The following is a 23,439-nucleotide window of genomic DNA, read 5'->3' as shown; positions in this document are numbered from 1 at the left end:
AGCCCCTCCCCTCTCGCGGGGGAGGGGTTGGGGAGAGGGGGCGTGAGCGACTGGCGCGGCCGGTGGGCTGAACGGCCCCCTCTCCCCCACCCTCTCCCACGAGGGGAGAGGGAGTGAAGCCCACCTACCGCATCGGCATCGACCTCGGCACGACCCACACCGTGCTGGCCTTCGCGCCGCTCGCCGGCGGCGAGATCCAGGTCTTCCCCATTGCGCAGACCGTCGCGGCCGGCGAGGTCGCCCCGCGCCCGCTGCTGCCCTCGCTGCGCTTCCACGCCGCCCAGGGCGCATTGGCCGCGGCCGACCTGCTGCTGCCCTGGCCTTCCGACGAGCCCGCCATCCTGGGCACCTTCGCACGCGAACTCGGCCAGCAGACGCCGGGCCGCCTGGTCGCCAGCGCCAAGAGCTGGCTGTCGCACCCGGCCGTGGATCGCACGGCCGCCATCCTGCCCTGGGGCGCGCCCGAGGACGTGGCCAAGGTTTCGCCGCTGGACGCCAGCGCGAGCTATTTGCGCCACCTGCGCCAGGCCTGGGACCTGGCCCACCCGCAAGCCCCGCTCGCGCAGCAGCAGATCGTGCTGACCGTGCCGGCCTCGTTCGACGAGGGCGCGCGCCAGCTCACGCTGCAGGCCGCCGCCCTGGCCGGCCTGCCCCGCGTGCACCTGATCGAGGAGCCGCAGGCCGCGTTCTACGACTGGGTCTACGCGCACCGCGACCGCCTCGCCGAGCAACTGGCCGGCACACAGCGCCTGATGGTGGTGGACGTGGGCGGCGGCACCACCGACCTCACGCTGATCGACATCACGCTACAGGACGGGCAGCCGCAGCTGGCCCGCACCGGCGTGGGCGACCACCTGGTGCTGGGCGGCGACAACATGGACCTGGCGCTGGCGCACTGGATCGAGCCACGGCTGAGCGGCAGCGGGCGCCTGTCCGCCATCCAGCTCGCACAGCTGACACAGCGCTGCCGCAGCGCCAAGGAACGGCTGCTCGCGCCGAACGCGCCGCCCGAGACCACCGTCGCGCTGCAGGGCAGCGGCAGCAAGCTCATCGGCGGCGCGCGCTCGGCCGTGCTCACGCGCGCCGACCTGGACCAGCTGCTCGTCGAAGGCTTCTTCCCGCAGGTCGGCGTGGACGCGCAACCCCAGCGCGCACGCGGCGCCCTGGTCGAGTTCGGCCTGCCCTACGCCAGCGACGCGGCCATCACGCGCCACATTGCGGCCTTCCTGCGCCGCAGCGGCGGCGCGCTGCCCGACACCGTGCTGCTGAACGGCGGCGTGTTCCATGCCGAAGCGCTGCGCGAGCGCCTGCTCGCCACGCTGCGCAGCTGGCAGAGCGCGGGCGCCCCGCCGCTGCGCCTGCTGGACACGCCGCAGCTCGACGCCGCCGTGGCCCGCGGCGCCGTTGCCTATGCCATGGCCCGCGCCGGCACGGCGCCGCGCATCCGCAGCGGCGCGGCGCGCGGCTACTACCTGGTGCTGGAAGACGGCCAGGGCATCTGCCTGCTGCCGCACGGCACGCCCGAGGCGGCGCCCGTCACGCTGGACACCCAGCGCTTCAGCCTGCGCCTGGGCCGCCCCGTGCGTTTCAACCTGGCCACAAGCGCGGCCGACCTGCACCACCGCCCCGGCGACGTTGTGCCGCTGGCCGCGGGCGAGTTCCTGCGCCTGCCCCCGATCGCCACCGTGCTCCACCCCAAGGCCGGCGCGGCCGGCGACGTGCAGGTGCTGCTGTCCACGCAGATCACCGAGGTCGGCACGCTGGAGATGCACTGCGTGGCCGCCGACAACCCGCGCCAGCGCTGGAAGCTGGAGTTCCAGCTGCGCGGCCAGGCCGCTGCCGAGCCCGCCGACGCGCCCGTCGCCGCCCACCCGCGCCTGCCCGATGCGCTCGTGGCCATCGCGCGCGTGTATGGCGACCGCAAGCAAGGCGTGGACGCCAAGGAGGTGCGCCAGCTGCGCGCCACGCTGGAGCACCTGCTCGGCAAGCGCGAGACCTGGGCGGCGCCGCTGCTGCGCGCCCTCTTTGGCGCACTGCTGCAAGGCGCCAAACGCCGGCGCCGCACGCTGCCGCACGAGCGCAGCTGGTTCAGCCTGGTGGGCTACACGCTGCGCCCCGGCTACGGCGATCCACTGGACGGCTGGCGCATGGCGCAGATGTGGGAACTGTTCGGCCCCGGCATCGCGCACAGCCACGACAGCCAGCAGTGGTCCGAGTGGTGGACCCTGTGGCGCCGCATCGCCGGCGGGCTGGACGCCGAGCAGCAGGAGATGGTGTTCGAGGCCGTTGCGTACTACCTGCAGCCGGCCGGCGGCACCGACATCGACAAGCCCGAAGGCCCGCCCATGCAGGCCGTGGACGAGCTGCTGCGCATGGCGGCCTCGTTCGAGCGCCTAAGCGTGGCCGCCAAGACGCAGTTCGGCGGCTGGCTGCTGCAGCGCCTGCAGGACGGTGGCGGTGCCGAGATCTGGTGGGCGCTGGGCCGGGTCGGTGCGCGCCAGCCCCTGTATGCCAGCCTGCACCACGTGCTGCCGCCCGACACCGCACAGGCCTGGCTCGCGCGGATCGCGCAGCAGACGCCCGACTGGGCGCGCACCGAGCCAGCCGCCTTCGCCGTGGCCCAGATCGCGCAGGCCACGGGCGACCGCGCACGCGACCTGCCCGAGGCCCAGCGCCTGGCCATCGCGGCGCAGCTGGAGGCCGCACACGCCGCCCCGCGCTGGGCAGCGATGGTGCGCGAGGTGATGGTGCTGGACGAGGCCGACCAGCGGCGCGTGTTCGGCGAGGCGCTGCCGCCCGGGTTGGTGCTGCTGCCGCAGTGATCCACGGCGCTTTGCACTGCGTACGCTGGGGCAACAACCACCGCCGGAGCCCCGCATGCCATTGCCCCAGATCGCCATCGCCTACGCCGTGACCGCCGTGGTCTTCCTCGGGCTGGACGCCATTTGGCTCGGCGCCATGGCCGACCGGCTGTACCGGCCGGCCATCGGCCACCTGATGGCGCCGAGCTTCGCGCTGGCACCGGCTGTCATCTTCTATGTGCTGTACGTGGCAGGCATCGTGTTCTTCGCCGTGGCACCGGCGCAGGGCATGCGTCGCCCGGTACTGGCTGCGCTGGGCCTGGGGGCATTGCTCGGCCTGCTGGCTTATGCAACGTACGACCTGACGAACCAGGCCACGCTGAAGGACTGGCCCTGGCGCGTCACACTGGCCGACCTGGCCTGGGGCAGTTTCGTGACCGGTGTCTCGGCCGCGGCAGCCTCCGCGCTGGCGCCGTGGGTGTATGGGTGGCTCGCGAAGGACTGAGCCACAGGCCCAGCTTCACATGCCCATCAGCGCCCCGAGCTGGCGCGCGAAGAACCCGTCGAACAGCACCCGCCCCTCCACCGACGCCAGGCAGATGCATTCGCCGCCGGCCTGTACCACCGGCTGGTGGTGCACGCGGCCGTCGGTGGCGTCGAAGTCGCCGGCCGAGAACTGGGCGCGACCGTCATGGAAGCTGCCATGCAGCACCTGGGTGAACTCGCGCTCGCTGTGCGTATGCTGCGGCAGGTATTTGCCGGCCGCGATGCGCAGCAGGAACAGGTTGGCGTCCGGGTCTTGCGCGACCTGCACGCGGCTGTAGTGGATGCCCGGTGCCACCCAGCGCCAGCGCGCAATCGCACAGCCGGTCAACGCGCGCGGCCAGCTCGTGCCGGCCGGCAGCGGCGGCGGGCCTTGCACGGGCGTGATGGGCACGCTCTGCGATGCGTCGATGCACTGCAGGGTGCGCGCCAGTGCGTCGTTGCGCAGGCCGGCCTCGGGCAGGGCCTCCAGCAAGGCGCCGCCGGCGAATTCGAGCAGGCGCAGCTGCGCCTGGCAGCGCGCGCAGTTCTCCACATGGCTCGCCAGCACCAGCGAGGGGCCCATCGGCAGCTGCCCGGCCGCCTGGGCCAGCAGCAGATCGTCGCCAGGATGGTGTTGGATGCTCATGGCGTGGAATCGTCGAATTGGGCGAGCAGGCGCCGCAAGTGGGCCACGGCCAGCCGCACACGCGACTTGACGGTGCCCAGGGGAATGCCGAGCAGGCTGGCGATGCGCGCATGCGGCTCGTCGTCGTAGAAGGACAGCTGCAGCACCTGGGCCTGCTCGGGCGGCAGCTGCCCCATGGCCAAGCGCACATGGCGCTCCATGCGCACCGTGTGCAGCCGGGTCTCGGGCGCAGGGTCGTCGCCTAGCAGCGTGTCCATGTCGGTGTCGTCGACCTGCAGCGCGGCGGCACCGCCCTGGCGCCGGAAGCGGTCCACACGCAGGTTGCGCGCGATGGTGAAGACCCAGGTCGATGCGCCGGCCTGGCGCGCATCGAACAGCGCCGCCTTGCGCCACAGCATCACCAGCGTTTCCTGGGCCAGGTCTTCGGCCTGCTCGTCGCCGGCACCGGCGCGCAGCAGGTAAGACTTGACCCGGGGCGCGAAATGCAGGAACAGCGCCGAGAAGGCCTCACGGTCCCCGGCATGGGCCACGTCGCGAATCCACAGGGCCAGTTGGTCGGGGGTGGGCACGCCACTGCGCGGGGCGGCCTCGGGCACGACCGACAGATGGCTGGCACGCGGCCGCAACGGCACCGGTTCCGATGGCGTGGCGGGTTGGGGCTGCAGGTCCATGCACCATCTTACGCACGCATGGCGCGCCTGGATCACCCGCGCGATTGATCCAAACTACAGCCCCCTGCGTAATGCAGCCTAAGGGTCGCCCGTGCGACCGCAGGACCCGTGATGCCAGATGCCACCGACACCACCGCCGCCCATCCCGTCACGCCGCACGCAGGCGCGCCGCTGCGCGTGGCCGTGGTCGGCAGCGGCATCGCGGGCCTGTCGGCGGCCTGGCTGCTGGCGCAACGCCACCGCGTGCGGGTGTTCGAGGCCGCCGGCCGCCCGGGCGGCCACAGCCACACGGTGGATGCGCCCACGCCGCGCGGCAGCGTGCCGGTGGACACCGGCTTCATCGTCTACAACGAGCCGGCCTACCCGAACCTGACAGCGCTGTTCGCCCACCTGGGCGTGCCGACGCAGGCGACCGACATGTCCTTCGGCGTGAGCCTGGACGATGGCGCGCTGGAATACGCAGGCAGCGACCTGAACGGGCTGTTCGCGCAGCGCAGCAACCTGCTGCGCCCGCGTTTTTGGGCCATGCTGCGCGAGCTGATGCGGTTTTACCGCGAGGCGCCGCGCGATGCGGCCGCCGCCGGCCTGCAGCCGCTGGACGACTACCTGGACGCCCATGGCTACGGCCGCGCCATGCGGGAGGACCATCTCTACCCGATGGCCGCAGCCATCTGGTCGACCCCGGCCGCCCAGGTCGGTCGCTACCCGACCGAGGCCTTCGTGCGCTTTTGCCAGAACCATGGCCTGCTGCAGGTCAGCGGCCGGCCGCAATGGCGCACCGTGCAGGGCGGCAGCCGTGCCTATGTGCAGCGGCTTACAGCCAGCTTTGCCGACCGCCTGCACCTGGACAGCGCCGTGCTGGAGCTGCAGCGCGGCGAGAGCGGCGTGCGGCTGCGCACGCGCCATGGCTGGCACCCGGAGTGCTTCGACCAAGTGGTGCTGGCCTGCCATGCCGACCAGGCGCTGCGCCTGCTGCCCGATGCCAGCGCGGACGAATCGCAGCTGCTGGGCGCGTTCGGCTACGGCCGCAACCTGGCCGTGCTGCACCGCGACCCGGCGCTGATGCCGCGGCGCCGCACCGTGTGGTCGGCCTGGAACTACCTGGCCGACCGCACGCGGCCCGATGCGCTGTGCGTCAGCTACTGGATGAACCGGCTGCAGGGCATCGCCGAAGAGCACCCGCTGTTCGTCACGCTGAACCCGATCCAGCCGCCCCGGCCCGAGCATCTGCTGCGCACCGAGGTCTACGAGCATCCGCTGTTCGATGCCGCCGCACTGCGCGCGCAGCGCCGGCTGTGGTCGCTGCAGGGCCGCGAGCGCACCTGGTTCTGCGGCGCCTACTTCGGCGCCGGCTTCCATGAGGACGGCCTGCAGGCCGGCCTGGCCGTGGCCGAGGCCCTGGGCGGCGTGCGCCGGCCCTGGCAGGTGACCGACGAGTCAGGCCGCATCCACCTGGGCGAGCCGGTCGCCGTCCATCCATGAACAGCGCGCTCTACACCGGCACCGTCATGCACCAGCGGCTGCGCCCGCTCAGGCACAGGCTGCGCTACCGGGTGTTCTCGCTGCTGGTGGACCTGGACGAGCTGCCGGCGCTGGCCAAGCGCCTGCGTTTGCTGTCGGTGGACCGCTTCAACCTGTTCAGCATCCACCTGCGCGACCATGGCGCTGGCGAGGCCGCCGGCCCGCGCGCGCATGTGGAGCGCCAGCTGCGCGCGGCCGGCCTGCCCACGGGCGGGGCGATCCGCCTGCTGGCCATGCCGCGTATCCTGGGCTATGCATTCAACCCGCTGTCGGTCTACTTCTGCCATGCGCCCGGCGGCGCGCTGCAGGCCATCCTGTACGAGGTCAACAACACCTTCGGCGAGCGCCATAGCTATTTCATCGAGGTGGCCTCCGACCAGGACCAGAACTGGATCGCTCAGCGATGCGACAAGAAGATGCATGTCTCGCCCTTCCTGGGGCTGGACATGCACTACCGCTTCCGCATCCGCCCGCCCGGCGAGGATTTGTCCATCGGCGTGCAGGCGCACGACACTCTGGGGCCCATGCTGCTCGCCCGCTTCGACGCGCAGCGCCGCCCGCTCGGCGATGCCGCGCTGCTGCGCGCGTTCTGCACCCACCCGCTGCTGACGATCAAGGTCGTCGCCGCCATCCATTGGGAAGCCCTGCGCCTGTGGCTCAAGGGCGCCCGCCTGCATCCCCACCCACCCGCACCCATACAGGGCGTGACCCTGGTCGCCAAGGAATCCCAGACGCCATGAAGCTCGGCACCAACCCCGCCGCCACCGCCTCCCTGCCGCCCGCCGGGCGCCCATCGAAGCTGAGCTGGCCGCTGCGGCGCGTGCTGCGCTCCCTGCTGGACCGCCTGCCCTGCGGCGAGCTCGTCGTCGTGCTGCCGCATGGCGAACGCCTGGTGGCACGCGGCGCGCAAGCCGGCCCGCACGCGCAACTGGTGCTGCACCGCTGGCGCCCGCTGCGCCGCCTGATGGCGCAGGGCGACCTGGGCCTGGCCCTGTCCTACCGCGATGGCGACTGGTCCACACCCGACCTGGTGGCGCTGCTGCAGTTCGGCGCGGCCAACGACGCGGCGGCCGGTGCCGCGCTGCAGGGGCGCGGCTGGTCGCGCTGGCTGTCGCGCCTGGCGCACATGCGCCGCGCGAACACGCGGCGCGGCAGCCGCGACAACATCGCCTTCCACTACGACCTGGGCAACGCGTTCTACGCCCAATGGCTGGACGACAGCATGTTGTATTCGAGCGCGCTGTACGCGCGCGGCGACGAGTCGCTGGAGCAGGCCCAGGCGGCCCGGCTGGCCCGCATCGTGGCGCTGCTGGATGTGCCGCAGGGCGCCGACGTGCTGGAGATCGGCTGCGGCTGGGGCGCACTGGCGCTGGCCCTGGCGCGCCAGCACGGCGCGCGCGTGACCGGCCTCACGCTGTCGACCGAGCAGCTCGCGTTCGCGCAGCAGCGCGCCGTGGAGCAGGGCCTGGCCCCGCAGCTGGACCTGCGCCTGCAGGACTACCGCGACGTGCAGGGCCAGTACGCGCGCATCGTCTCCATCGAGATGGTCGAGGCCGTGGGCGAGGCCTGGTGGCCCACCTATTTCGAGACGCTGCGCGCGCGGCTGCAACCCGGCGGGCATGCCGTCGTGCAGGCCATCACCATCGCCGATGCGCATTTCGAGAGCTACCGGCGCGGGGCGGACTTCATCCAGCGCTGCATCTTCCCGGGCGGCATGCTGCCCTCGCCCACGGCGCTGCGCGAGCACGCGGCGCGCGCCGGCCTGGTGCTGCAGGAGGAGCTGACCTTCGGCGCCAGCTACGCCGCCACGCTGGTCGACTGGCGCCAGCGCTTCCTGACGGCCTGGCCGGCCATCGAGGCGCTGGGCTTCGACGCGAACTTCCGGCGGCTGTGGGAGTACTACCTGAGCTACTGCGAGGCCGGCTTCCGAAGCGGTCGCGTCGATGTGGGGCTGTACAGCCTGCGGCACGCGGCCGCGTCACCGGCCGGCTGAACGCGCGCCCGTCATCGCGCATCCACGGGATGCCGCTCCCCTGTTCGGCGGCACTGATCGTGCTTACCATACGCGGCCGTCGGCCCCTCGCCTGGCGCCGCACTGGAGAGCCCATGCACGAGAGCGCATCGCCCACCGCCCCTCGCCGCCGCCTGCGCGGCCCCCTCGCCGCCCTGCTGTGCTGCGCGTTGATGGCCCTAGCGGCCTGCGGCGGCGGCAGTGACGACAACGCGGCGCCCGCGCCCGGCGCGGGTGGCGGCACCGGCGGCGGGACGGGCGGCGGCAGCACGGGCACCGGCTTGGTCGTGGACGCCAACCCGCTGCGCGCCACCGTGGTGCCCGACACTGCGCGCAGCGTCACGCAGACCGTGCCCCTGGCCGGCGGCAGCATCGTGGCCACGGGGGCCGACGGCGCTCTCTACACGCTGACCGTGCCGGCCGATGCGCTGCTGGCGCCGACCGACATCACCGTCACGCCGCTGGCCAGCCTGTCGGTCGCCGACCTGCCCGCGAACGCCGCCTATGGCGTGCAACTCGGGCCGGACGGCGCCCGCTTCAGCAATTTCGTGACGCTCACCATCACGCCACCGCCCGGCACCAGCGCACCGATCGACCAGCAGATCCCGATCGGCTGGGCCGGCGAGCAGAACGTCGTGGCGCTGGCCTCGCTGGACAAGACCTCGCGCGAGGTGCACCTGAAGCTGCTGCACTTCAGCGGCTACGCGCTGCTGCTGGCGCGCAACGGCACGAACGCCACGCTGGAGCCCGCACGCCACCGGCTGGGCGGCGATGCCGAGGCCCGGCTCACCAGCGCCACCGCCGAACGCCTGCTGCAGGAACGCCAGCGCCAGTTGGCCGGCCAGCCGGCGACCGACCTGGAGACCGTGCTCGGCGACCTCATGCGCCAGTACGACGAGGAGGTGCTCAAGCCGCGCCTGGCCGCCGCCGGCAGCAGCTGCGCCGCGGGCCGGCTGGCCGTCCAAACGCTGCTGGGCCGCACCCGTCAGCGCCAGTTGATGGGCCTGCCCGACGACGCCTTGAGCGACGCCGCCACGTTCGGCACCGTGCTCGGCCAGGCCAGCGACGCCTGCACGCGCGAGGAATACGCGCTGTGCCGCGACCAGCACATCATCACGCGCATGCTGCCGTACTACCTCGGCCTGTCGCGCCAGGCGCAGCTGCTGGGCCTTGCCGGCAGCGCCAGCACGCCCGACCCTGCCTGGCTGCAGAACGCCGAGGCCGCCACGGCCAACTGCCTGAACTTCGAGCTGCAGGTCGATTCGCAGATGGTGCTGAGCACTGGCGCCGACGTGGACGCGCACACCGTGCGCGAGAACGTCAGCGCCCGCGTGCCCATGCCCTTCAACCTGGGCATCGCGTTCTTCGCCAGCGGCGGCTCCTACGTGTCCGGCACCACCGGCCCCGCGCCGCTGAACTCGGTGCGCTACGAGGTGGCCTATCCGCACGTGTGCGCCTCGGTCAACAGCACGGCGCCGGTCAACGCCGGCGTGATGGGCATGCTGGGCTTCACGGCCAAGTCCGGCGGCGTGGCGCAGCGCGCCGAGGTACAGGACTTCTACCTGACGCTGCCGGTCGTGCCGAACGGCTTCGGGTCGAGCTACAGCGTGACGCTGTCGTCCCCGCGCGCCCCCAGCGGCTGCGATCAGCCCGCCACCGCCACACTGCCGGAGAACTGGGTCAACTACGCCTACCCGACCTGGCTCAACCCCTTCGCCGACCCCACGCTGGGCATGGCGATCGGCGACTGGCGCATCGTGGGCGGCGACGTGATGGCCACGAAGGAATTCACGACGCGCAGCGAAGCGAATGCAACCGAGGACGTGACGGTGAGCACGCAGATGGTGCTGTTCCACAAGCCGGCGCCTTGAGCGTCGGGCTGCGCGCTCGGCGACGCTGGAGCGCCAAGGCCCCCCTCAGGGCGCCGTCGACGCGTGACCACGGCGCGCCCGACAGGTGGCTTCAAGCGATGGCTTCGACCCTGCCCACCGCCGAGCCCTCCGCCAGATAGGCCCCCTGCGCCGCCATCCGCACCAGCCGCCCCGCGCGGTGCGCGATCACCTGGGTTTCCATCTTCATCGCCTCCATCACCGCGATGAGGTCGCCCTGGGCCACCGTGGCGCCATCCTCGGTCTTCCAGGCCGCCACGGTGCCTGCCACCGGGGCCGCCACGACGGCGGGGTCGGCACCTGGTTCCGGCGCCGTTGCAGGGGCGGACGAGCCGGCCTGCAGGCCGCTCAGCAGCGCCGCCGGCAAGCCCAGCACCACGCGCCGGCCGTCGATCTCGGCCACCGTGCGCAGCAGCCGCGCATCGCCCTGCGGCTCGGCGCGCAGCGCGGCCGCCAGGTCGTTGGCAAAGTCGGTTTCGATCCAGCGCGTGTGGACCTTGAACTGGCCCTCGTCCGTGAAGTCCGGGTGGTCCATCACCGCGCGGTGGAACGGCAGCACCGAGGCCAGGCCTTCGATGCGGAACTCCCTGAGCGCGCGGCGTGCGCGCGCCATCGCCTGGGCGCGCGTGGCGCCGGTCACGATGAGCTTGGCCATCATGGAATCGAACTGGCCGGCCACGACCGAGCCCGCCACCACGCCCGAATCCACGCGCACGCCGATGCCGCCGGGCGCCTCGAACACGCGCACCGGGCCGGGCGCGGGCAGGAAGCCGCGGCCCACGTCTTCGGCGTTGATGCGGAACTCGAAGGCATGGCCGCGCGGCACCGGCGTCTCGGTGATGGACAGCGGCAACCCGTCGGCCACGCGCAGCTGCTCCACCACGAGGTCGATGCCTGCGGTCTCCTCGGTCACCGTGTGCTCCACCTGCAGCCGCGTGTTGACCTCCAGGAACGAGATGGCGCCCGTGGTGCTGAGGAGGAACTCCACCGTGCCGGCACCCACATAGCCGGCGCGTGCGCACACGTCCTTGGCGGACTGGTGGATGCGGGCGCGCTGCGCGTCCGTGAGGAAGGGCGCGGGCGCCTCCTCCACGAGCTTCTGGTTGCGCCGCTGCAGCGAGCAGTCGCGCGTGCCGAGCACGACGACGTGGCCGTGCTGGTCGGCGATCACCTGGGCCTCCACATGGCGCGGCCGGTCCAGGAACTGCTCGACGAAACACTCGCCGCGGCCGAAGGCGGCGATGGCCTCGCGCACGGCCGACTCGTACAGGTCGGCCACCTCGTCCATGCGCCGCGCGACCTTGATGCCACGGCCGCCGCCACCGTAGGCGGCCTTGATAGCGATCGGCAGGCCGTGTTGCTCGGCGAAGGCCAGCACCTCGTCGGCGCCCTGCACCGGGCCGGGCGTGCCGGCCACCAAGGGCGCGCCGACCTCCAGCGCGAGCTTGCGGGCCTGCACCTTGTCGCCCAGTGCGGCGATGGCGGACGGCGGCGGGCCGATCCAGGTGAGGCCGGCGTCGATGACGGCCTGGGCGAAGCCGGCGTTCTCGGACAGGAAGCCGTAGCCGGGGTGCACGGCGTCGGCGCCGCTGTTCCTCGCGATGGCGAGCAGCTTGTCGATGTCGAGATAGGTGTCGGCCGGGCGGCTGCCCTCCAGGCCCCAGGCCTCGTCGGCCACGCGGGTGTGCAGCGCATCCAGGTCGGGGTCGGCGTAGACGGCGACGGACTGCACGCCGTAGTCGGCGCAGGCGCGGGCGATGCGCACGGCGATTTCGCCGCGGTTAGCGATCAGAACTTTTTTCATGGCGCGATGACCTCGAACGAACGGATGGGGTGGAAGCGGATGCGGGCGCCAAGAGGGATCTGCCCCGCCAGGTCCAGGTGGTGCGGGGCGACGGCGCCGACGACGGGGTAGCCGCCGGTCAACGGGTGGTCGGCCAGGAACAGCACGGGCTGGCCGCTCGGCGGCACCTGGATGGCGCCGCGCACCACGCCTTCGCTGGGCAGCTCGGCGGTGTTGGCGCGTGTGATCGGCCGCTCGCCGGCCAGGCGCAGGCCGACACGGTTGGATTGCGTCGTGACGGTCCAGTCCTGCGTGGCCAGCAGGGCCACGGCCTCGGGCGTGCACCAGTCGGTGCGCGGGCCCAGCACCACGTCGAGCGTGACGGTGGCATCCAGCGTGGGCAGGCTGGCGGGCGCAGTGTCGGGCATGCCGACGACGCCAACGGCTGGGCCCACTGGCAGCACGGTGCCTGCGGCCAGTGGCGGCGGCCCCAGGCGCGCCAGCATGTCGGTGCTGCGGCTGGCCAGCACCGGCGGCACGTCGAAGCCGCCGCGCACCGCCACGTAGCTGCGCAGGCCGGCCTGTGGCGCGCCCAGCAGCAGCACATCGCCATCGGCCAGCGCCAGCGGCGCATGGCGCGGCACGGGCCAGGAACGGCCGTCGGCGCTGGTCAGCGTCAGCGGGCCGGCAGCGCCCGTGACGGCGACCACGTGCTCGCCACGGCTGCGCAGTTGCAGGCCGCCCAGGGCGGCTTCGATGCAGGCCGCGTCCACCGCGTTGCCCACCAGGCGGTTGGCGGCACGCAGCGCGCCACGGTCCATGGCGCCGGAGGCCGACACGCCCTGGCCTGCCTGGCCGGCGCGGCCCAGGTCCTGCAGCAGCGACTGCGGGCCGGGCTGCAGCACCTGCAGCGCGGGGCCGGTGATGGCGGCCGGCTCGGCCTGGGCGGGCGCCGGCGAGCGCCGTGGCCGCCGGGCACCGGCATCGACGAAACGCACGCGCGCACCGGGTTGCAGCAGCGCGGGCACTTCGCGTGCGAGGTCCCACATGGGCTCGTCGGTCACGCCGATCAACTGCCAGCCGCCCGGGCTGTCCTGCGGGTAGACGGCGCTGAACCGGCCGGCCAGCGCCACGGCGCCAGCCGGCACGCGGGTGCGCGGCGTGGCGCGGCGCGGCACATCCAGGCGCGGGTCGCCCCCGCTCAGGTAGGCGAAGCCGGGCGCGAAGCCCACGAAGGCCACGGTGTAGTCGCTGCCCGAGTGCCAGCCGATCACCTGCTCGCGCGTAGCGCCCAGCAGGCCGGCCACTTCGTCCAGGTCTTCGCCGTCGTAGTGCACAGGGATTTCGACCAAGGTGGCGTTGCGCTCGACGGGGCCGTCCAGCCGCCGCGCGGCGATGGCGCGCACCAGCGCCGCGCGGGCGACGGTGTGCGGCCGGTAACGGACCAGGATCGTGCGCGCAGCCGGCACCAGCTCGTCGACACCCGCGATGGGCTCGGCCTGCAGCGAGGCCAGCAGCGCCAGCGTCTGCGGCAGGTCATCGAGCTCGACCAGCAGCGCATCGAGGTTGACGGGCAGGAATCGCATCTCAGTGGTCCACGGCGCTGCGCGCCATCCGTAGGGCATGAAACAGGGGCGCACGTCGCTGGTCGAGAGGCCGCGGAGCAGGCCATGCCAACGGACGCCGCGCAACGGGCTCTGCCCGGGCGCTGGCGGCGCCCCCTTGAGGGGGGATGGGACTTCTACACGAAGTGAGAAGTCCAAACGTGGATGGGTTCATTTCACGAACGCCTGCACCGTTACGCCGGCCTGCTCCAGCACCTGGCGCACCTGGCGCGCCATGGCCACGGCGCCGGGGCTGTCGCCGTGCACGCAGATGGAATCGGCCCGCACGCGCACCAGGCTGCCGTCGATGGCCTCGAGCACGCCTTCGCGCGCCAGCCGCAGCATGCGCGCGGCCACGGTGTCGGGGTCGTGCAGCACGGCCCCTTTCTCGCGGCGCGAGACCAGGGTGCCCTGCGGCGTGTAGGCGCGGTCCGCGAAGGCCTCGGCCACCACGGTGAGGCCGGCCTCGCGCGCCCAATCGACGAGCGGCGCGCCGGCCAGCGCGACCAGCACCAGCTGCGGGTCGATGGCGCGGATGGCCTGGATCACGTCGCGCGCCTGCCGCTCGTCATGGGCGATGGTGTTGTAGAGCGCGCCGTGTGGCTTCACGTAGGTGACGCGCGTGCCGGCCACCTTCGCCAGGCCCTGCAGCGCGCCGATCTGGTAGACCACGTCGGCCTGCAGGTCGGCGCTGGCCACGTCCATGTTGCGCCGGCCGAAGCCGGCCAGGTCGGGGTAGGCCACATGGGCGCCCACGGCCACGCCGCGCTCGGCGGCTGCGCGCAGCGTCTTCAGGATGCCGGCCGCGTCGCCGGCATGAAAGCCGCAGGCCACGTTGGCGCTGGAGACGATGGCCAGCATGGCGGCGTCGTCGCCCATGGTCCAGGCGGCCAGGCTTTCGCCCAGGTCGCTGTTGAGGTCGATGTGCATCAAGGCTCCTTCAATGTTCGCGGCCATCGCCCATCGCGATGTCGACCGGTGTGGTCAAGGCCGTATGCAGCAGCACACGCAAGGCCTGGACCTGCGTCGCCAGCGCCATGCTCGGCATGCCCGGGGAACGCGCGGCCTGCTCGGGCAGACAGGGCACGTGCACGAAGCCACCGCGCACGCCGGGCTGCGTGGCCAGTGCGTGCATCAGCGCATAGAACACGTGGTTGCAGACGAAGGTGCCGGCAGAGTTCGACACCGCGGCCGGCAGGCCCGCGGCGCGCAGCGCCTGCACGATGGCCTTGATCGGCAGGCTGGAGAAATACGCGGCCGGCCCGCCTGGGACCACGGCCGTGTCGATAGGCTGCTGCCCGGCGTTGTCCAGGATGCGCGCGTCGTTGCAGTTGATGGCCACGCGCTCGGGCTGCCAGTCGCTGCGGCCACCCGCCAGGCCCAGGCCCACGACGAGCTGCGGGCGCAGCGTGTGCAACGCCTCCAGCAGCCGCTCGGCCCCCAGGCCGAACACGCAGGGCAGCTGCACGGCGCGCACCGTGGCGCCCGCGATGCTGGCGCCCTCGAGCGCGCGCGCCACTTCCCACGAGGGATTGACCAGGTCCTGGTCGAAGGGCTCGAAGCCCGTCACCAGGACGGTCGGTGCAACGGGAATGGCGGCAGCAGACGGCATGGGCATCCTTGGGTGGTGGTCAGTCGACCTTGATCCCGGCCTCGTCGATCACCTTCTTCCAGCGCGCGGTGTCGGTCCGGATCAGCGCGGTCAATTGTGCGGGCGCGCCGCCGACCACATCGAGCTGCATCTCTGCCAGCCTAGCCTGCACCTGCCGGTCGGCAAGGATCTGGTTGATGGCCTCGTTCAGGCGGGCCACGATGGCCGGCGGCGTGCCGGCCGGCGCGACGAAGCCGTACCAGAAGGTCACGTCCAGGTCCTGACCGCCGGCCTCGGCCACGGTGGGCAGGTCCGGGTAAGCGGCCAGGCGCCTGGCGCTGGTGACGGCCAGCGCGCGCAGCTTGCCGCCCTTGACCATGGGCATGGCCTCGGGCACGAGCGCCATCATCAAGGGCACCTGGCCGCCCATCACATCGGCCAGGGCCGGCGCGCCGCCCTTGTACGGCACATGCACCGGGTCGACCCCGGTGGCGCGCTTGTAGTACTCCATGCCCAGGTGGCTGGGCGTGCCGGCGCCGGCCGACGCGTAGCTGATGGCGCCGGGCTTGGCCTTGAGCCAGGCGGACAGCTCGGCCATGGTCTTCACCGGCACCGAGGGATGGACCACCACCACGCTGGGCACGGTGGCCGCCAGCACGATCGGCGTGAGGTCCTTGTGCACGTCGTACGGCAGCTTGGGATACAGGCCGGGGTTGACCGCCAGGCCGCTCAGGGTGGACAGCAGCAGCGTGTAGCCGTCGGGCGCCGACTTGGCGACGTGGCTGATCGCGATCTGCTCGCTGGCGCCGGGCCGGTTGTCGACCACGGCGGGCTGACCGAGCTGCTTGCCCAGTCGTTCGGCGACCAGGCGCGCCAGCGTGTCGGTGGAGCCACCGGCCGCATACGGCACGACGATGCGGACCGGCTTGGCCGGATAGTCGGTGGCCGAGGCAGACAGCGGCTGCACCAGCAAGAGCAGTGCCGCGGCAGCGGCGATCAAGGGGCGAATCGGCATCGTGGCTCTCCAGCAATCCAGGTTTGAGGAAGGGAAAATGAATCAACAATACTCACTTTATGAAGAACATAACTAAATTGATTGTTGAACAATCCAGAGTCTACGGGCACCGCAAAGCCCACGGAACCTGGTGCAAACCCTGGTGCTGGGGAGAACTGAAGCGGATGTGCGCATCTGCTACAACCGCGCCTGCATGACAACTCCCCCCCCCACCTCCGCCCCCGCCCCTGCCGTGGACCAGACGCTGCCCGAGCGTCTGGCCGCCCAGCTGCGCCAGCGCATCGCATCGGGCGAACTGCTGCCGGGCCAGCGGTTGCCCGAGCAGGCGCTCAGCGAGAGCATGGGGGTGTCGCGCAACACCTTGCGCGAGGCCTTCCGGGTGCTGACGCGCGACGGTCTGATCAAGCACGCGCCCAACCGCGGCGTGTTCGTCGCCATCCCCAGCATCGCGTCCATCATCGACATCTACCGGGTGCGCCGGCTCATCGAATGCCAGGCGCTGGCCCAGGCCTATCCCCGCCACCCGGCCAAGAAGCGCATGCGCGCCGCCGTGGAAACCGCGCTGCGGCTGCGCGACGGCAGTGACTGGTCAGGCGTGGGCACGGCCAACATGCAGTTCCACATGGCCGTGGTCGAACTGGCCGACAGCGAGCGGCTCAACGGCATGTTCGCGCCCGTGTTGGCCGAGCTGCGGCTGGCCTTCGGCATGCTGCAGGACGCCGAGTTTCTGCATGCGCCCTACGTGGACATGAATGTCAAGATCCTGGATCTGACGGAGGCCGGGCGCTATGCGGAGGCCGCCGCGGCGCTGAACGACTACCTCGTCCATTCCGAACGCATCGTGCTGGCGGTCTATGCGCGCCGCGCGGCCGAGCCAGGGCCGGCGACCTAGCCCGCGTGCGCACAAAGCGATCGCTGCCGCCGGCGCAGGCGCTGGCCCTGCTGAAGGAGGGCCCTACGACCTGAACGACGGCGGCGTGGAGTTCTTCGAGGGCTGAAACAATGGGGGCATGCAAGTGCCCCCCTCTCCTTCTCGCCGCAGTGCCCTGCTGGCCGCCGCCAGCCTGCTCGCACTGCCGGCCGCGCGGTCCGCACCGCGCCAAAACCCTCCCCCGCCCCCCGCCGTCTGGCCGCGTCCTTCGCAGGTGCCCGGCGGCGTGGCCCGCCTGTCCCTGGGCCCCGCCGCGCGGCGCCCGGTGGCGCATGCCGACGACATACCCCTGCTGGTCACCGGCGACGTGATCGAGTGGACGGCGCTGGTCGGCATCCCGCTGGCCGCGACCACGGGCGATGCGGCCATCACGATCGCAGCGCAAGCCGACGCGCCGGCCCGGCGGCTGGCCTACCGCATCGCCGGCAAGCAGTACCAGGAGCAGCGACTGACCGTCGCGCCGCGCACCGTCGACCTGTCGCCCGAGGACCAGGCCCGCTACGAACGCGAGCGCGGCCACCTGGCGACCGTGATGGCCACGTTCACCGACGCCGTGCCGGCGCAACTGCAGATGCAGGTGCCCGTGCCGGGCCGGCGCTCGGGCTCGTTCGGCCTGCGCCGCGTGTTCAATGGCCAGCCGCGCAATCCGCACAGCGGCATGGACATCGCCGCGGCCACGGGCACACCCGTGCGCGCGCCGCTGGACGGGCGCGTGATCGACGTCGGCGACTATTTCTTCAATGGCGGCACGGTCTGGCTGGACCACGGCGCCGGCCTGCTGAGCATGTATTGCCACCTGAGCGCGATGGATTGCCAGGTCGGCGACACCGTGCGCGCCGGCGATGCGTTCTGCAGCGTGGGCGCCACCGGCCGCGTGACCGGCCCGCACCTGCACTGGTCGGTGATGCTGAACCGGGCCATGGTGGACCCGGCACTGTTCATCGCCGCGTAAGGCTCAGGGCCGCGTCAACGGCACCGGCCGGGTGAGCACCTCGGGCCGCAGGATCTCGTCGAGCTGCGCCTTGGACAGCAGGCCCTTGGCCAGCACGATGTCGTAGACGCTGCCGCCGCTCAGGTGCGCCTCCTGCGCCACGGCCGTGGCGTTGGCATAGCCGATGTAGGGGTTCAACGCGGTCACGATGCCGATGGAGTTGGCCACCAGCGCGCGCAGGTGGTCGGCATTGGCCGTGATGCCGTCCACGCAGCGCGTGGCCAGCGTGAGGCAGGCCGTGCGCAGGTGGCTCACGCTCTTGAACAGGCTGTGCGCGATGATGGGCTCGAAGGCGTTGAGCTGCAGCTGCCCGGCCTCGGCCGCGAAGCTCACCGTGATGTCGTTGCCGATCACCTCGAACGCCACCTGGTTCACCACCTCGGGGATCACCGGGTTGACCTTGCCCGGCATGATGCTGGAGCCGGCCTGCATGGGCGGCAGGTTGATCTCGTTGAAGCCGGCACGCGGGCCGCTGGACAAGAGCCGCAGGTCGTTGCAGATCTTCGAGAGCTTGACCGCCACGCGCTTGAGCACGCCCGACAGCTGCACGAAGGAGCCGCAGTCCTGCGTGGCCTCGATCAGATTGGGCGCGGTGACCAGCGGGATGCCGGTGATGCGCTGCAGGTGCTTGAGCACGAGCGGCGCGTAGTCCGGGTGGGCGGTGATGCCGGTGCCGATGGCCGTGGCGCCCATGTTGATCTCGCAGATCAGCGTCACGGCCTCGCGCAGCCGGGCCTGGTCTTCTTCCATCATCACGGCATAGGTGCCGAACTCCTGGCCCAGCGTCATGGGCACGGCGTCCTGCAGCTGGGTGCGGCCCATCTTCAGCACGTCCTTGAACTCCTCGGCCTTGGCCGCGAACGACTTGCGCAGCACGTCCATCGCGTCGATCAGGCCGAGGATGCCGAACCAGGTCGCGATCTTCAGCGACGAGGGGTAGACGTCGTTGGTGCTCTGGCCGATGTTGACCTGCTCGTTCGGGTGCAGGTACTGGTACTCGCCTTTCTGGTGGCCCAGCAGTTCCAGCGCACGGTTGGCGATCACCTCGTTGGCATTCATGTTGGTCGAGGTGCCGGCCCCGCCCTGGATCACGTCGACCACGAACTGGTCGTGCAGCTTGCCGGCCAGCAGCTCGTCGCAGGCCGAGGAGATCACGCTGCAGCGCTTCTCGTCCAGCAGGCCCAACTCGTGGTTGGCGTGGGCGGCGGCCTGCTTCACGCAGGCCAGGGCCTTGATGAGCTCGGGGTAGATCGAGATGGTGGTGCCGGTGATCGGAAAGTTCTCCACTGCGCGCAGGGTGTGCACCCCGTAATACACGTCGGCGGGCACTTCGCGGTCGCCGAGCAAATCGTGCTCGATTCGAAAGTTGGGGCTGGGCATGTGTTGTCTCCTTGGGGGCCAGGTCGTTCCGGCAGGCGGTCGGACCGGGGCGCCAGTGTAGGAGTGGCTCGCGGGTGTACCAATGCGATGCAAACAACGCATCGCGCCTGTGGCGTGGCGCATGTCCGCGGCCTGACCCGACAAACGCGACGGCGCCAAGCCTGTTGCGAACTACGCATTGCGTCAGTCGAAAACAGCATGGATCGTGCACCGCATCGACGACGCGTCACGCATAAGATTCCGACCCCGCAAGGGTGTATGCAATCAACGGGGGCGAGCGCTTCATGGAAACGAAATGGCTGGAGGATTTCCTGAGCCTGGCCGAGACCAGAAGCTTCTCGCGTGCGGCGGCCGACCGGCACATCACGCAGTCGGCCTTCAGCCGCCGCATCATGGCGCTCGAAGAATGGCTCAACGTCGAGCTGGTCGACCGCAGCGTGCACCCGGCCAAGCTCACCTCGGCCGGCTGGCTGTTCCGCCGCATCGCGGCAGACCTGCTGCGCGACGCCTACGCCGCGCGCACGCTGCTCGGCGGCCATCAGCCGCTGGCCGAGCCGCACAAGGTGGTGCAGTTCGCCGTGGCCCACACGCTGGTGTTCACGCTGTTCCCGCAGTGGCTCAAGAAGCTGCACGACGACTTCGGGCCGCTGCCCGCGCGCGTGCATGCGGTCAACGTGCCCGAAGGGGTACAGCAGCTGGTCGAGGGCGAGTGCGACATCCTGCTGGCCTTCCACCATCCGCAGTTGCCCATCCTGCTGGACGCCAACCAGTACCCGCACCTGCTGCTGGGCCGCGAGCGCATCCTGCCCTTCTCGGCCGCCGATGGTGCGGGCCGGCCGCTCCACCAATTGCCGGGCAGCGCCGAGCGGCCCCTGCCCTTCCTCGCCTACTCTGCCGGCGCCTTCATCGGCAACGTGGTCGAGATGATCCGGCTCAATGCCCGCACGCCCAGCCATCTGTCGCGCGGCTTCGAAACCCATATGTCCGAGGCACTCAAGGCCATGCTGGTGGCCGGCCACGGCGTGGGTTGGCTGCCCGAGAGCTGCGTCGCCGACGAGCTGGCCGAGGGCAAGCTGGCGATTGCCGGCAGCGACGAGTGGGTCACGCAGCTGGAGGTGCGGCTGTACCGCGCCATGCCCAGTACCAAGTCCGTGGTCGACGAACTGTGGGCCTGGCTATGCCGATGACCGGGCCGTCAGCGCAGGAAGCGCTCGAGGACCTGCGCCAGCCGGTCGAAGCTGGCCCGCACCTCCTGCTCGGTCACGGCGCCATAGCCCAGCACCAGGCCACGCGCCGGCACCGGCTTGCGCAGCGAGTACAGCGACAGTGGCCGCGTCATGACGCCGGCCGCCAGTGCCTCGCGCGCCACGGCATCATCGTCCAGCTCGGCCGGCAGGCCCAGCACCAGGTGCAGGCCGGCATCGCTGCCCAGCACCGGCAGCTGCTGGCCCAGCCGCTGGCCGATCGCCTCGATCAACGCGCCGCGCCGCGCGGCGTACACGCCACGCATGCGCCGGATGTGGCGCGCGTAGTGGCCCTCGCGCATGAAGCGCGCCAGCACCACCTGCTGCAGCGTCTGCCCCTCGCGGAACAGCTCGTTGAGCGCACGCGAGAAGTGGTCCACCAGGTCGCGCGGCAGCACCAGGTAGGCCAGCCGCATCGAAGGGAACAGTGTCTTGGAGAAGGTGCCCAGGTAGAGCACGCGGCCCTGCTCGTCCAGCCCCTGCAAGGCCGGCAACGGGCGGGCCGCGAAGCGGAACTCGCTGTCGTAGTCGTCCTCGACGATCCACGTGTGATGGCGTGCCGCGTAGTCCAGCAACTGGCGGCGCCGGCCGTGACTCATCAGCACGCCTGTGGGGTACTGGTGCGAGGGCGACAGGAACATCAGCCGCGGCGGGCTCAGCTGCTGCTGCGCGGTGGGCGCCATGCCCTCGGCATCCAGCGGCACGGGCTGCAGCACGAGGCCGGCATTGCGGAAGATGCTGCGCGCGCCCCAGTAGCCCGGGTCTTCCAGCCAGACCGTGTCGCCACTGTCGGCCAGCAGCTGCGCCACGAGGTGCAGCGCCTGCTGCGTGCCGTTGGTGATGACGACCTGCTCGGCGCTGCACACCACGCCACGCGTGCCCTGCAGGTACTCGGCAATGGCCTCGCGCGCGTCCGGGTGGCCGGCGCCGGTGGCGTAGCTCAGGTGCGCTGGCTCCACTTCGCGCCAGGCCTGCGCCTGCAACCGGCTCCAGACCTTGGCCGGGAACATCCGCACCTCGGGCACACCCGGCGCGAACGCACCCCACTGCAGCGGGCTCGCGCGCGCGCCCTGCACCAGATCGTCTCCGCGGTGCGACAAGGCGTTCGCACGCCGGGCCGGCGCCGCCCGGGCGCGGCCGATGAAGCCGGGTGCCATCGCCTTGACATAGGTGCCGCGGCCCACGCCGGCCTGCGCCAGCCCCTCCAGCACCAGCTGCTCGTAGACCTGCACCACGGTGTTGCGCGCGATGCCCAGCACCTGCGCCATCTCACGCGTGGGCGGCAGCTTGAGCCCAGCCGGCAAGGTCGACTGGCGGATGCCGGCCTGCAGGATGCGGTAGAGCTGCAGGTGGTTGTATTCCCCCGTGCCGTGCTCGAACTGCTGCAGCATGAAATCGGGCAGGCCACTGGCCTCGTGCGGAAAAATTGGTTCCATCGAATCAATCCGAATTGGTTCTTCTATTGGAATCAATGTATTCGTAGACTGCGCCGTTGTCCAACCCCCCTGCGGCCCCTGGGCCTGCGCACCACACCATGACCACTGCCACCCTTGCGCATTCCGAGTCTTGCGCCACCAGCAACCAGGCGCTCGACGCTCGCCGCATCGCGGCCACGCCGCGCGGCGTGGGCATCGGCTTCAACATCTACGCCGACCGCGCCGAGAACGCCCAGATCTGGGACGTGGAAGGCCGCCGCTACATCGACTTCGGCTCCGGCATCGCCGTGCTGAACACCGGCCACCGCCACCCGCGCGTGATGCAGGCCGTGAAGGACCAGCTCGAACGCTTCACGCACACCGCCTACCAGGTCGTGCCCTATGAAAGCTCGGTCGCGATGGCCGAACGCCTGAACGCGGCGACGCCCGGCAGCCACGCCAAGAAGACGGCCTTCTTCACCACCGGCGCCGAAGCCGTCGAGAACGCCATCAAGATCGCACGTGCCTTCACGCGCCGCCCCGGCGTGGTCGCGCTGACCGGCGCCTTCCATGGCCGCACCTTCATGGGCATGGCGCTCACGGGCAAGGTCGTGCCGTACAAGACCGGCTTCGGCCCGTTCCCGGGCAGCATCTACCACGTGCCCGCGCCGGTTGCGCTGCACGGCGTGACCGTCAAGCATTCGCTGGCCGCGCTGAACCAGCTGTTCAAGGCCGACATCGACCCCGAGCAGGTGGCGGCCATCATCCTGGAGCCGATCCAGGGCGAAGGCGGCTTCTACGTGCAGCCGCCCGAGTTCATGCGCGCCGTGCGCGAGATCTGCGACCGCCACGGCATCGTGATGATCGCCGACGAGATCCAGACCGGCTTCGCGCGCACCGGCAAGATGTTCGCGATGGAGCACTACGACGTGCTGCCCGACCTCATGACGGTGGCCAAGAGCCTGGCCGGCGGCCTGCCGCTGTCCGGCGTGGTTGGCCGCGCCGAGATCATGGACGCACCCCTGCCCGGTGGCCTGGGCGGCACCTACGCCGGCAATGCGCTGGCGATTGCCGCGGCCCATGCCGTGCTGGACGTGATCGAGGAAGAGCAGTTGTGCGCCCGCGCCGAGCGCCTGGGCCAGCACCTCAAGTCACGCTTGAACGCGCTCAGGAAGAGCGTGCCGCAGATCAGCGACGTGCGCGGCCTGGGCGCCATGGTCGCCGTGGAATTCGCCAAGGCCGACGGCACGCCCGACCCCGACTTCACCAAGCTCGTGCAACAGCGCGCCCGCGACGCCGGCCTGCTGCTGCTGACCTGCGGCGTGCACGCCAACGTGGTGCGCTTCCTGTTCCCGCTGACCATCGAGGACGCGCTGCTCGAAGAAGGCCTGGACATCCTGGCCCAAGCCCTGCAGGCCTGA

Annotated in this window: 19 protein-coding genes; 10 read left to right on the top strand and 9 right to left on the bottom strand. The window is 71.4% G+C overall.

The genetic code is table 11. The annotated features are described in order from the left end of the window. The first annotated feature begins 113 nt into the window (after nt 1-113). Nucleotides 114-2,822 (top strand): Hsp70 family protein, encoded by a 2,709-nt coding sequence (locus tag ASF43_RS16340; RefSeq protein ID WP_056183118.1) that lies wholly within the window; start codon nt 114-116, stop codon nt 2,820-2,822. 55 nt (nt 2,823-2,877) lie between these two features. Next, nucleotides 2,878-3,306, top strand: a complete 429-nt coding sequence (locus tag ASF43_RS16335) for a DUF2177 family protein (RefSeq protein WP_056183117.1) — start codon at nt 2,878-2,880, stop codon at nt 3,304-3,306. Between the two features lie 15 nt (nt 3,307-3,321). Here ASF43_RS16335 and ASF43_RS16330 read toward each other — a convergent pair whose 3' ends face one another. Continuing rightward, nucleotides 3,322-3,972, bottom strand: coding sequence for a ChrR family anti-sigma-E factor (locus ASF43_RS16330; protein WP_056183114.1), 651 nt, complete (start codon nt 3,970-3,972; stop codon nt 3,322-3,324). After that, complete coding sequence (locus ASF43_RS16325; RefSeq protein WP_082497893.1) at nt 3,969-4,643, bottom strand: sigma-70 family RNA polymerase sigma factor; 675 nt, start codon at nt 4,641-4,643, stop codon at nt 3,969-3,971. Before ASF43_RS16325 ends, ASF43_RS16330 begins: the two co-directional genes overlap by 4 nt. 111 nt (nt 4,644-4,754) lie before the next feature. On the opposite strand from ASF43_RS16325, the gene ASF43_RS16320 reads away from it, so the two are divergent. The 4 genes from ASF43_RS16320 (at nt 4,755) to ASF43_RS16305 (ending at nt 10,046) form a co-directional block, all read left to right on the top strand. After that, complete coding sequence (locus ASF43_RS16320) at nt 4,755-6,125, top strand: NAD(P)/FAD-dependent oxidoreductase (protein WP_056183495.1); 1,371 nt, start codon at nt 4,755-4,757, stop codon at nt 6,123-6,125. Further along, nucleotides 6,122-6,904, top strand: coding sequence for a DUF1365 domain-containing protein (locus tag ASF43_RS16315; RefSeq protein WP_056183109.1), 783 nt, complete (start codon nt 6,122-6,124; stop codon nt 6,902-6,904). The genes ASF43_RS16320 and ASF43_RS16315 overlap by 4 nt, the downstream gene beginning before the upstream one ends. Further along, complete coding sequence (locus tag ASF43_RS16310; RefSeq protein WP_056183106.1) at nt 6,901-8,157, top strand: cyclopropane-fatty-acyl-phospholipid synthase family protein; 1,257 nt, start codon at nt 6,901-6,903, stop codon at nt 8,155-8,157. The genes ASF43_RS16315 and ASF43_RS16310 overlap by 4 nt, the downstream gene beginning before the upstream one ends. A gap of 113 nt (nt 8,158-8,270) precedes the next feature. Continuing rightward, entirely contained in the window at nt 8,271-10,046 is a 1,776-nt protein-coding gene (locus ASF43_RS16305; protein WP_056183102.1) for a hypothetical protein, read from the top strand. 91 nt (nt 10,047-10,137) lie between these two features. Here ASF43_RS16305 and ASF43_RS16300 read toward each other — a convergent pair whose 3' ends face one another. The 5 genes from ASF43_RS16300 to ASF43_RS16280 all read right to left on the bottom strand — a co-directional run bounded on the left by ASF43_RS16300 (nt 10,138) and on the right by ASF43_RS16280 (nt 16,057). Then, nucleotides 10,138-11,868 carry a biotin carboxylase N-terminal domain-containing protein gene (locus tag ASF43_RS16300; protein ID WP_056183100.1) on the bottom strand — a complete coding sequence of 577 codons (1,731 nt, stop codon included), beginning with the start codon at nt 11,866-11,868 and terminating at the stop codon, nt 10,138-10,140. After that, complete coding sequence (locus ASF43_RS16295) at nt 11,865-13,433, bottom strand: urea amidolyase family protein (RefSeq protein WP_056183097.1); 1,569 nt, start codon at nt 13,431-13,433, stop codon at nt 11,865-11,867. Before ASF43_RS16295 ends, ASF43_RS16300 begins: the two co-directional genes overlap by 4 nt. A gap of 189 nt (nt 13,434-13,622) precedes the next feature. Next, nucleotides 13,623-14,381: a LamB/YcsF family protein gene (locus tag ASF43_RS16290; RefSeq protein WP_056183493.1), complete on the bottom strand. Its 759-nt coding sequence runs from the start codon at nt 14,379-14,381 to the stop codon at nt 13,623-13,625. 10 nt (nt 14,382-14,391) lie between these two features. Next, a complete protein-coding gene (gene pcp / locus ASF43_RS16285; RefSeq protein WP_056183096.1) occupies nt 14,392-15,063 on the bottom strand; it encodes a pyroglutamyl-peptidase I in 672 nt (223 codons plus the stop codon). 19 nt (nt 15,064-15,082) lie between these two features. Beyond that, a complete protein-coding gene (locus ASF43_RS16280; RefSeq protein WP_056183093.1) occupies nt 15,083-16,057 on the bottom strand; it encodes a tripartite tricarboxylate transporter substrate binding protein in 975 nt (324 codons plus the stop codon). 193 nt (nt 16,058-16,250) lie between these two features. Here ASF43_RS16280 and ASF43_RS16275 point away from each other — a divergent pair, with 193 nt between their 5' ends. Together ASF43_RS16275 and ASF43_RS16270 are read left to right on the top strand one after the other, a co-directional pair. Beyond that, nucleotides 16,251-16,949, top strand: a complete 699-nt coding sequence (locus ASF43_RS16275) for a GntR family transcriptional regulator (RefSeq protein ID WP_056183490.1) — start codon at nt 16,251-16,253, stop codon at nt 16,947-16,949. A gap of 118 nt (nt 16,950-17,067) precedes the next feature. After that, nucleotides 17,068-17,940: a M23 family metallopeptidase gene (locus ASF43_RS16270; RefSeq protein WP_082497892.1), complete on the top strand. Its 873-nt coding sequence runs from the start codon at nt 17,068-17,070 to the stop codon at nt 17,938-17,940. A 3-nt stretch (nt 17,941-17,943) separates the two neighbouring features. On the opposite strand, the gene aspA is transcribed toward ASF43_RS16270, so the two are convergent. Next, nucleotides 17,944-19,359 carry an aspartate ammonia-lyase gene (aspA, locus tag ASF43_RS16265; RefSeq protein WP_056183092.1) on the bottom strand — a complete coding sequence of 472 codons (1,416 nt, stop codon included), beginning with the start codon at nt 19,357-19,359 and terminating at the stop codon, nt 17,944-17,946. Between the two features lie 284 nt (nt 19,360-19,643). Here aspA and ASF43_RS16260 point away from each other — a divergent pair, with 284 nt between their 5' ends. Next, the gene (locus tag ASF43_RS16260; RefSeq protein ID WP_056183089.1) at nt 19,644-20,546 is read left to right on the top strand and encodes a LysR family transcriptional regulator; all 903 of its coding nucleotides are present in this window, start codon (nt 19,644-19,646) and stop codon (nt 20,544-20,546) included. Between the two features lie 8 nt (nt 20,547-20,554). Here ASF43_RS16260 and ASF43_RS16255 read toward each other — a convergent pair whose 3' ends face one another. Continuing rightward, nucleotides 20,555-22,039: a PLP-dependent aminotransferase family protein gene (locus ASF43_RS16255; protein ID WP_056183087.1), complete on the bottom strand. Its 1,485-nt coding sequence runs from the start codon at nt 22,037-22,039 to the stop codon at nt 20,555-20,557. Nucleotides 22,040-22,137: 98 nt separating this feature from the next. Here ASF43_RS16255 and gabT point away from each other — a divergent pair, with 98 nt between their 5' ends. Beyond that, nucleotides 22,138-23,439: a 4-aminobutyrate--2-oxoglutarate transaminase gene (gene gabT / locus ASF43_RS16250; protein ID WP_056183084.1), complete on the top strand. Its 1,302-nt coding sequence runs from the start codon at nt 22,138-22,140 to the stop codon at nt 23,437-23,439.

The sequence above is a fragment of the Pseudorhodoferax sp. Leaf267 genome (assembly GCF_001422405.1).
GTDB lineage: Bacteria > Pseudomonadota > Gammaproteobacteria > Burkholderiales > Burkholderiaceae_C > Pseudorhodoferax.
The sequence above is the reverse complement of the archived record's forward strand: the minus strand, read 5'-3'. Positions and strand labels throughout refer to the sequence as shown.

Coding starts and splice junctions, on each gene's coding strand:
- ASF43_RS16255 (WP_056183087.1), bottom strand. CDS start 22,039: ATGGAACCAATTTTTCCGCACGAGGCCAGTGGCCTGCCCGATTTCATG.
- gabT (WP_056183084.1), top strand. CDS start 22,138: ATGACCACTGCCACCCTTGCGCATTCCGAGTCTTGCGCCACCAGCAAC.
- ASF43_RS16325 (WP_082497893.1), bottom strand. CDS start 4,643: ATGGACCTGCAGCCCCAACCCGCCACGCCATCGGAACCGGTGCCGTTG.
- ASF43_RS16320 (WP_056183495.1), top strand. CDS start 4,755: ATGCCAGATGCCACCGACACCACCGCCGCCCATCCCGTCACGCCGCAC.
- ASF43_RS16300 (WP_056183100.1), bottom strand. CDS start 11,868: ATGAAAAAAGTTCTGATCGCTAACCGCGGCGAAATCGCCGTGCGCATC.
- ASF43_RS16330 (WP_056183114.1), bottom strand. CDS start 3,972: ATGAGCATCCAACACCATCCTGGCGACGATCTGCTGCTGGCCCAGGCG.
- aspA (WP_056183092.1), bottom strand. CDS start 19,359: ATGCCCAGCCCCAACTTTCGAATCGAGCACGATTTGCTCGGCGACCGC.
- ASF43_RS16260 (WP_056183089.1), top strand. CDS start 19,644: ATGGAAACGAAATGGCTGGAGGATTTCCTGAGCCTGGCCGAGACCAGA.
- ASF43_RS16305 (WP_056183102.1), top strand. CDS start 8,271: ATGCACGAGAGCGCATCGCCCACCGCCCCTCGCCGCCGCCTGCGCGGC.
- ASF43_RS16335 (WP_056183117.1), top strand. CDS start 2,878: ATGCCATTGCCCCAGATCGCCATCGCCTACGCCGTGACCGCCGTGGTC.
- ASF43_RS16290 (WP_056183493.1), bottom strand. CDS start 14,381: ATGCACATCGACCTCAACAGCGACCTGGGCGAAAGCCTGGCCGCCTGG.
- ASF43_RS16280 (WP_056183093.1), bottom strand. CDS start 16,057: ATGCCGATTCGCCCCTTGATCGCCGCTGCCGCGGCACTGCTCTTGCTG.
- ASF43_RS16270 (WP_082497892.1), top strand. CDS start 17,068: ATGCAAGTGCCCCCCTCTCCTTCTCGCCGCAGTGCCCTGCTGGCCGCC.
- ASF43_RS16310 (WP_056183106.1), top strand. CDS start 6,901: ATGAAGCTCGGCACCAACCCCGCCGCCACCGCCTCCCTGCCGCCCGCC.
- ASF43_RS16315 (WP_056183109.1), top strand. CDS start 6,122: ATGAACAGCGCGCTCTACACCGGCACCGTCATGCACCAGCGGCTGCGC.
- ASF43_RS16295 (WP_056183097.1), bottom strand. CDS start 13,433: ATGCGATTCCTGCCCGTCAACCTCGATGCGCTGCTGGTCGAGCTCGAT.
- pcp (WP_056183096.1), bottom strand. CDS start 15,063: ATGCCGTCTGCTGCCGCCATTCCCGTTGCACCGACCGTCCTGGTGACG.
- ASF43_RS16275 (WP_056183490.1), top strand. CDS start 16,251: ATGACAACTCCCCCCCCCACCTCCGCCCCCGCCCCTGCCGTGGACCAG.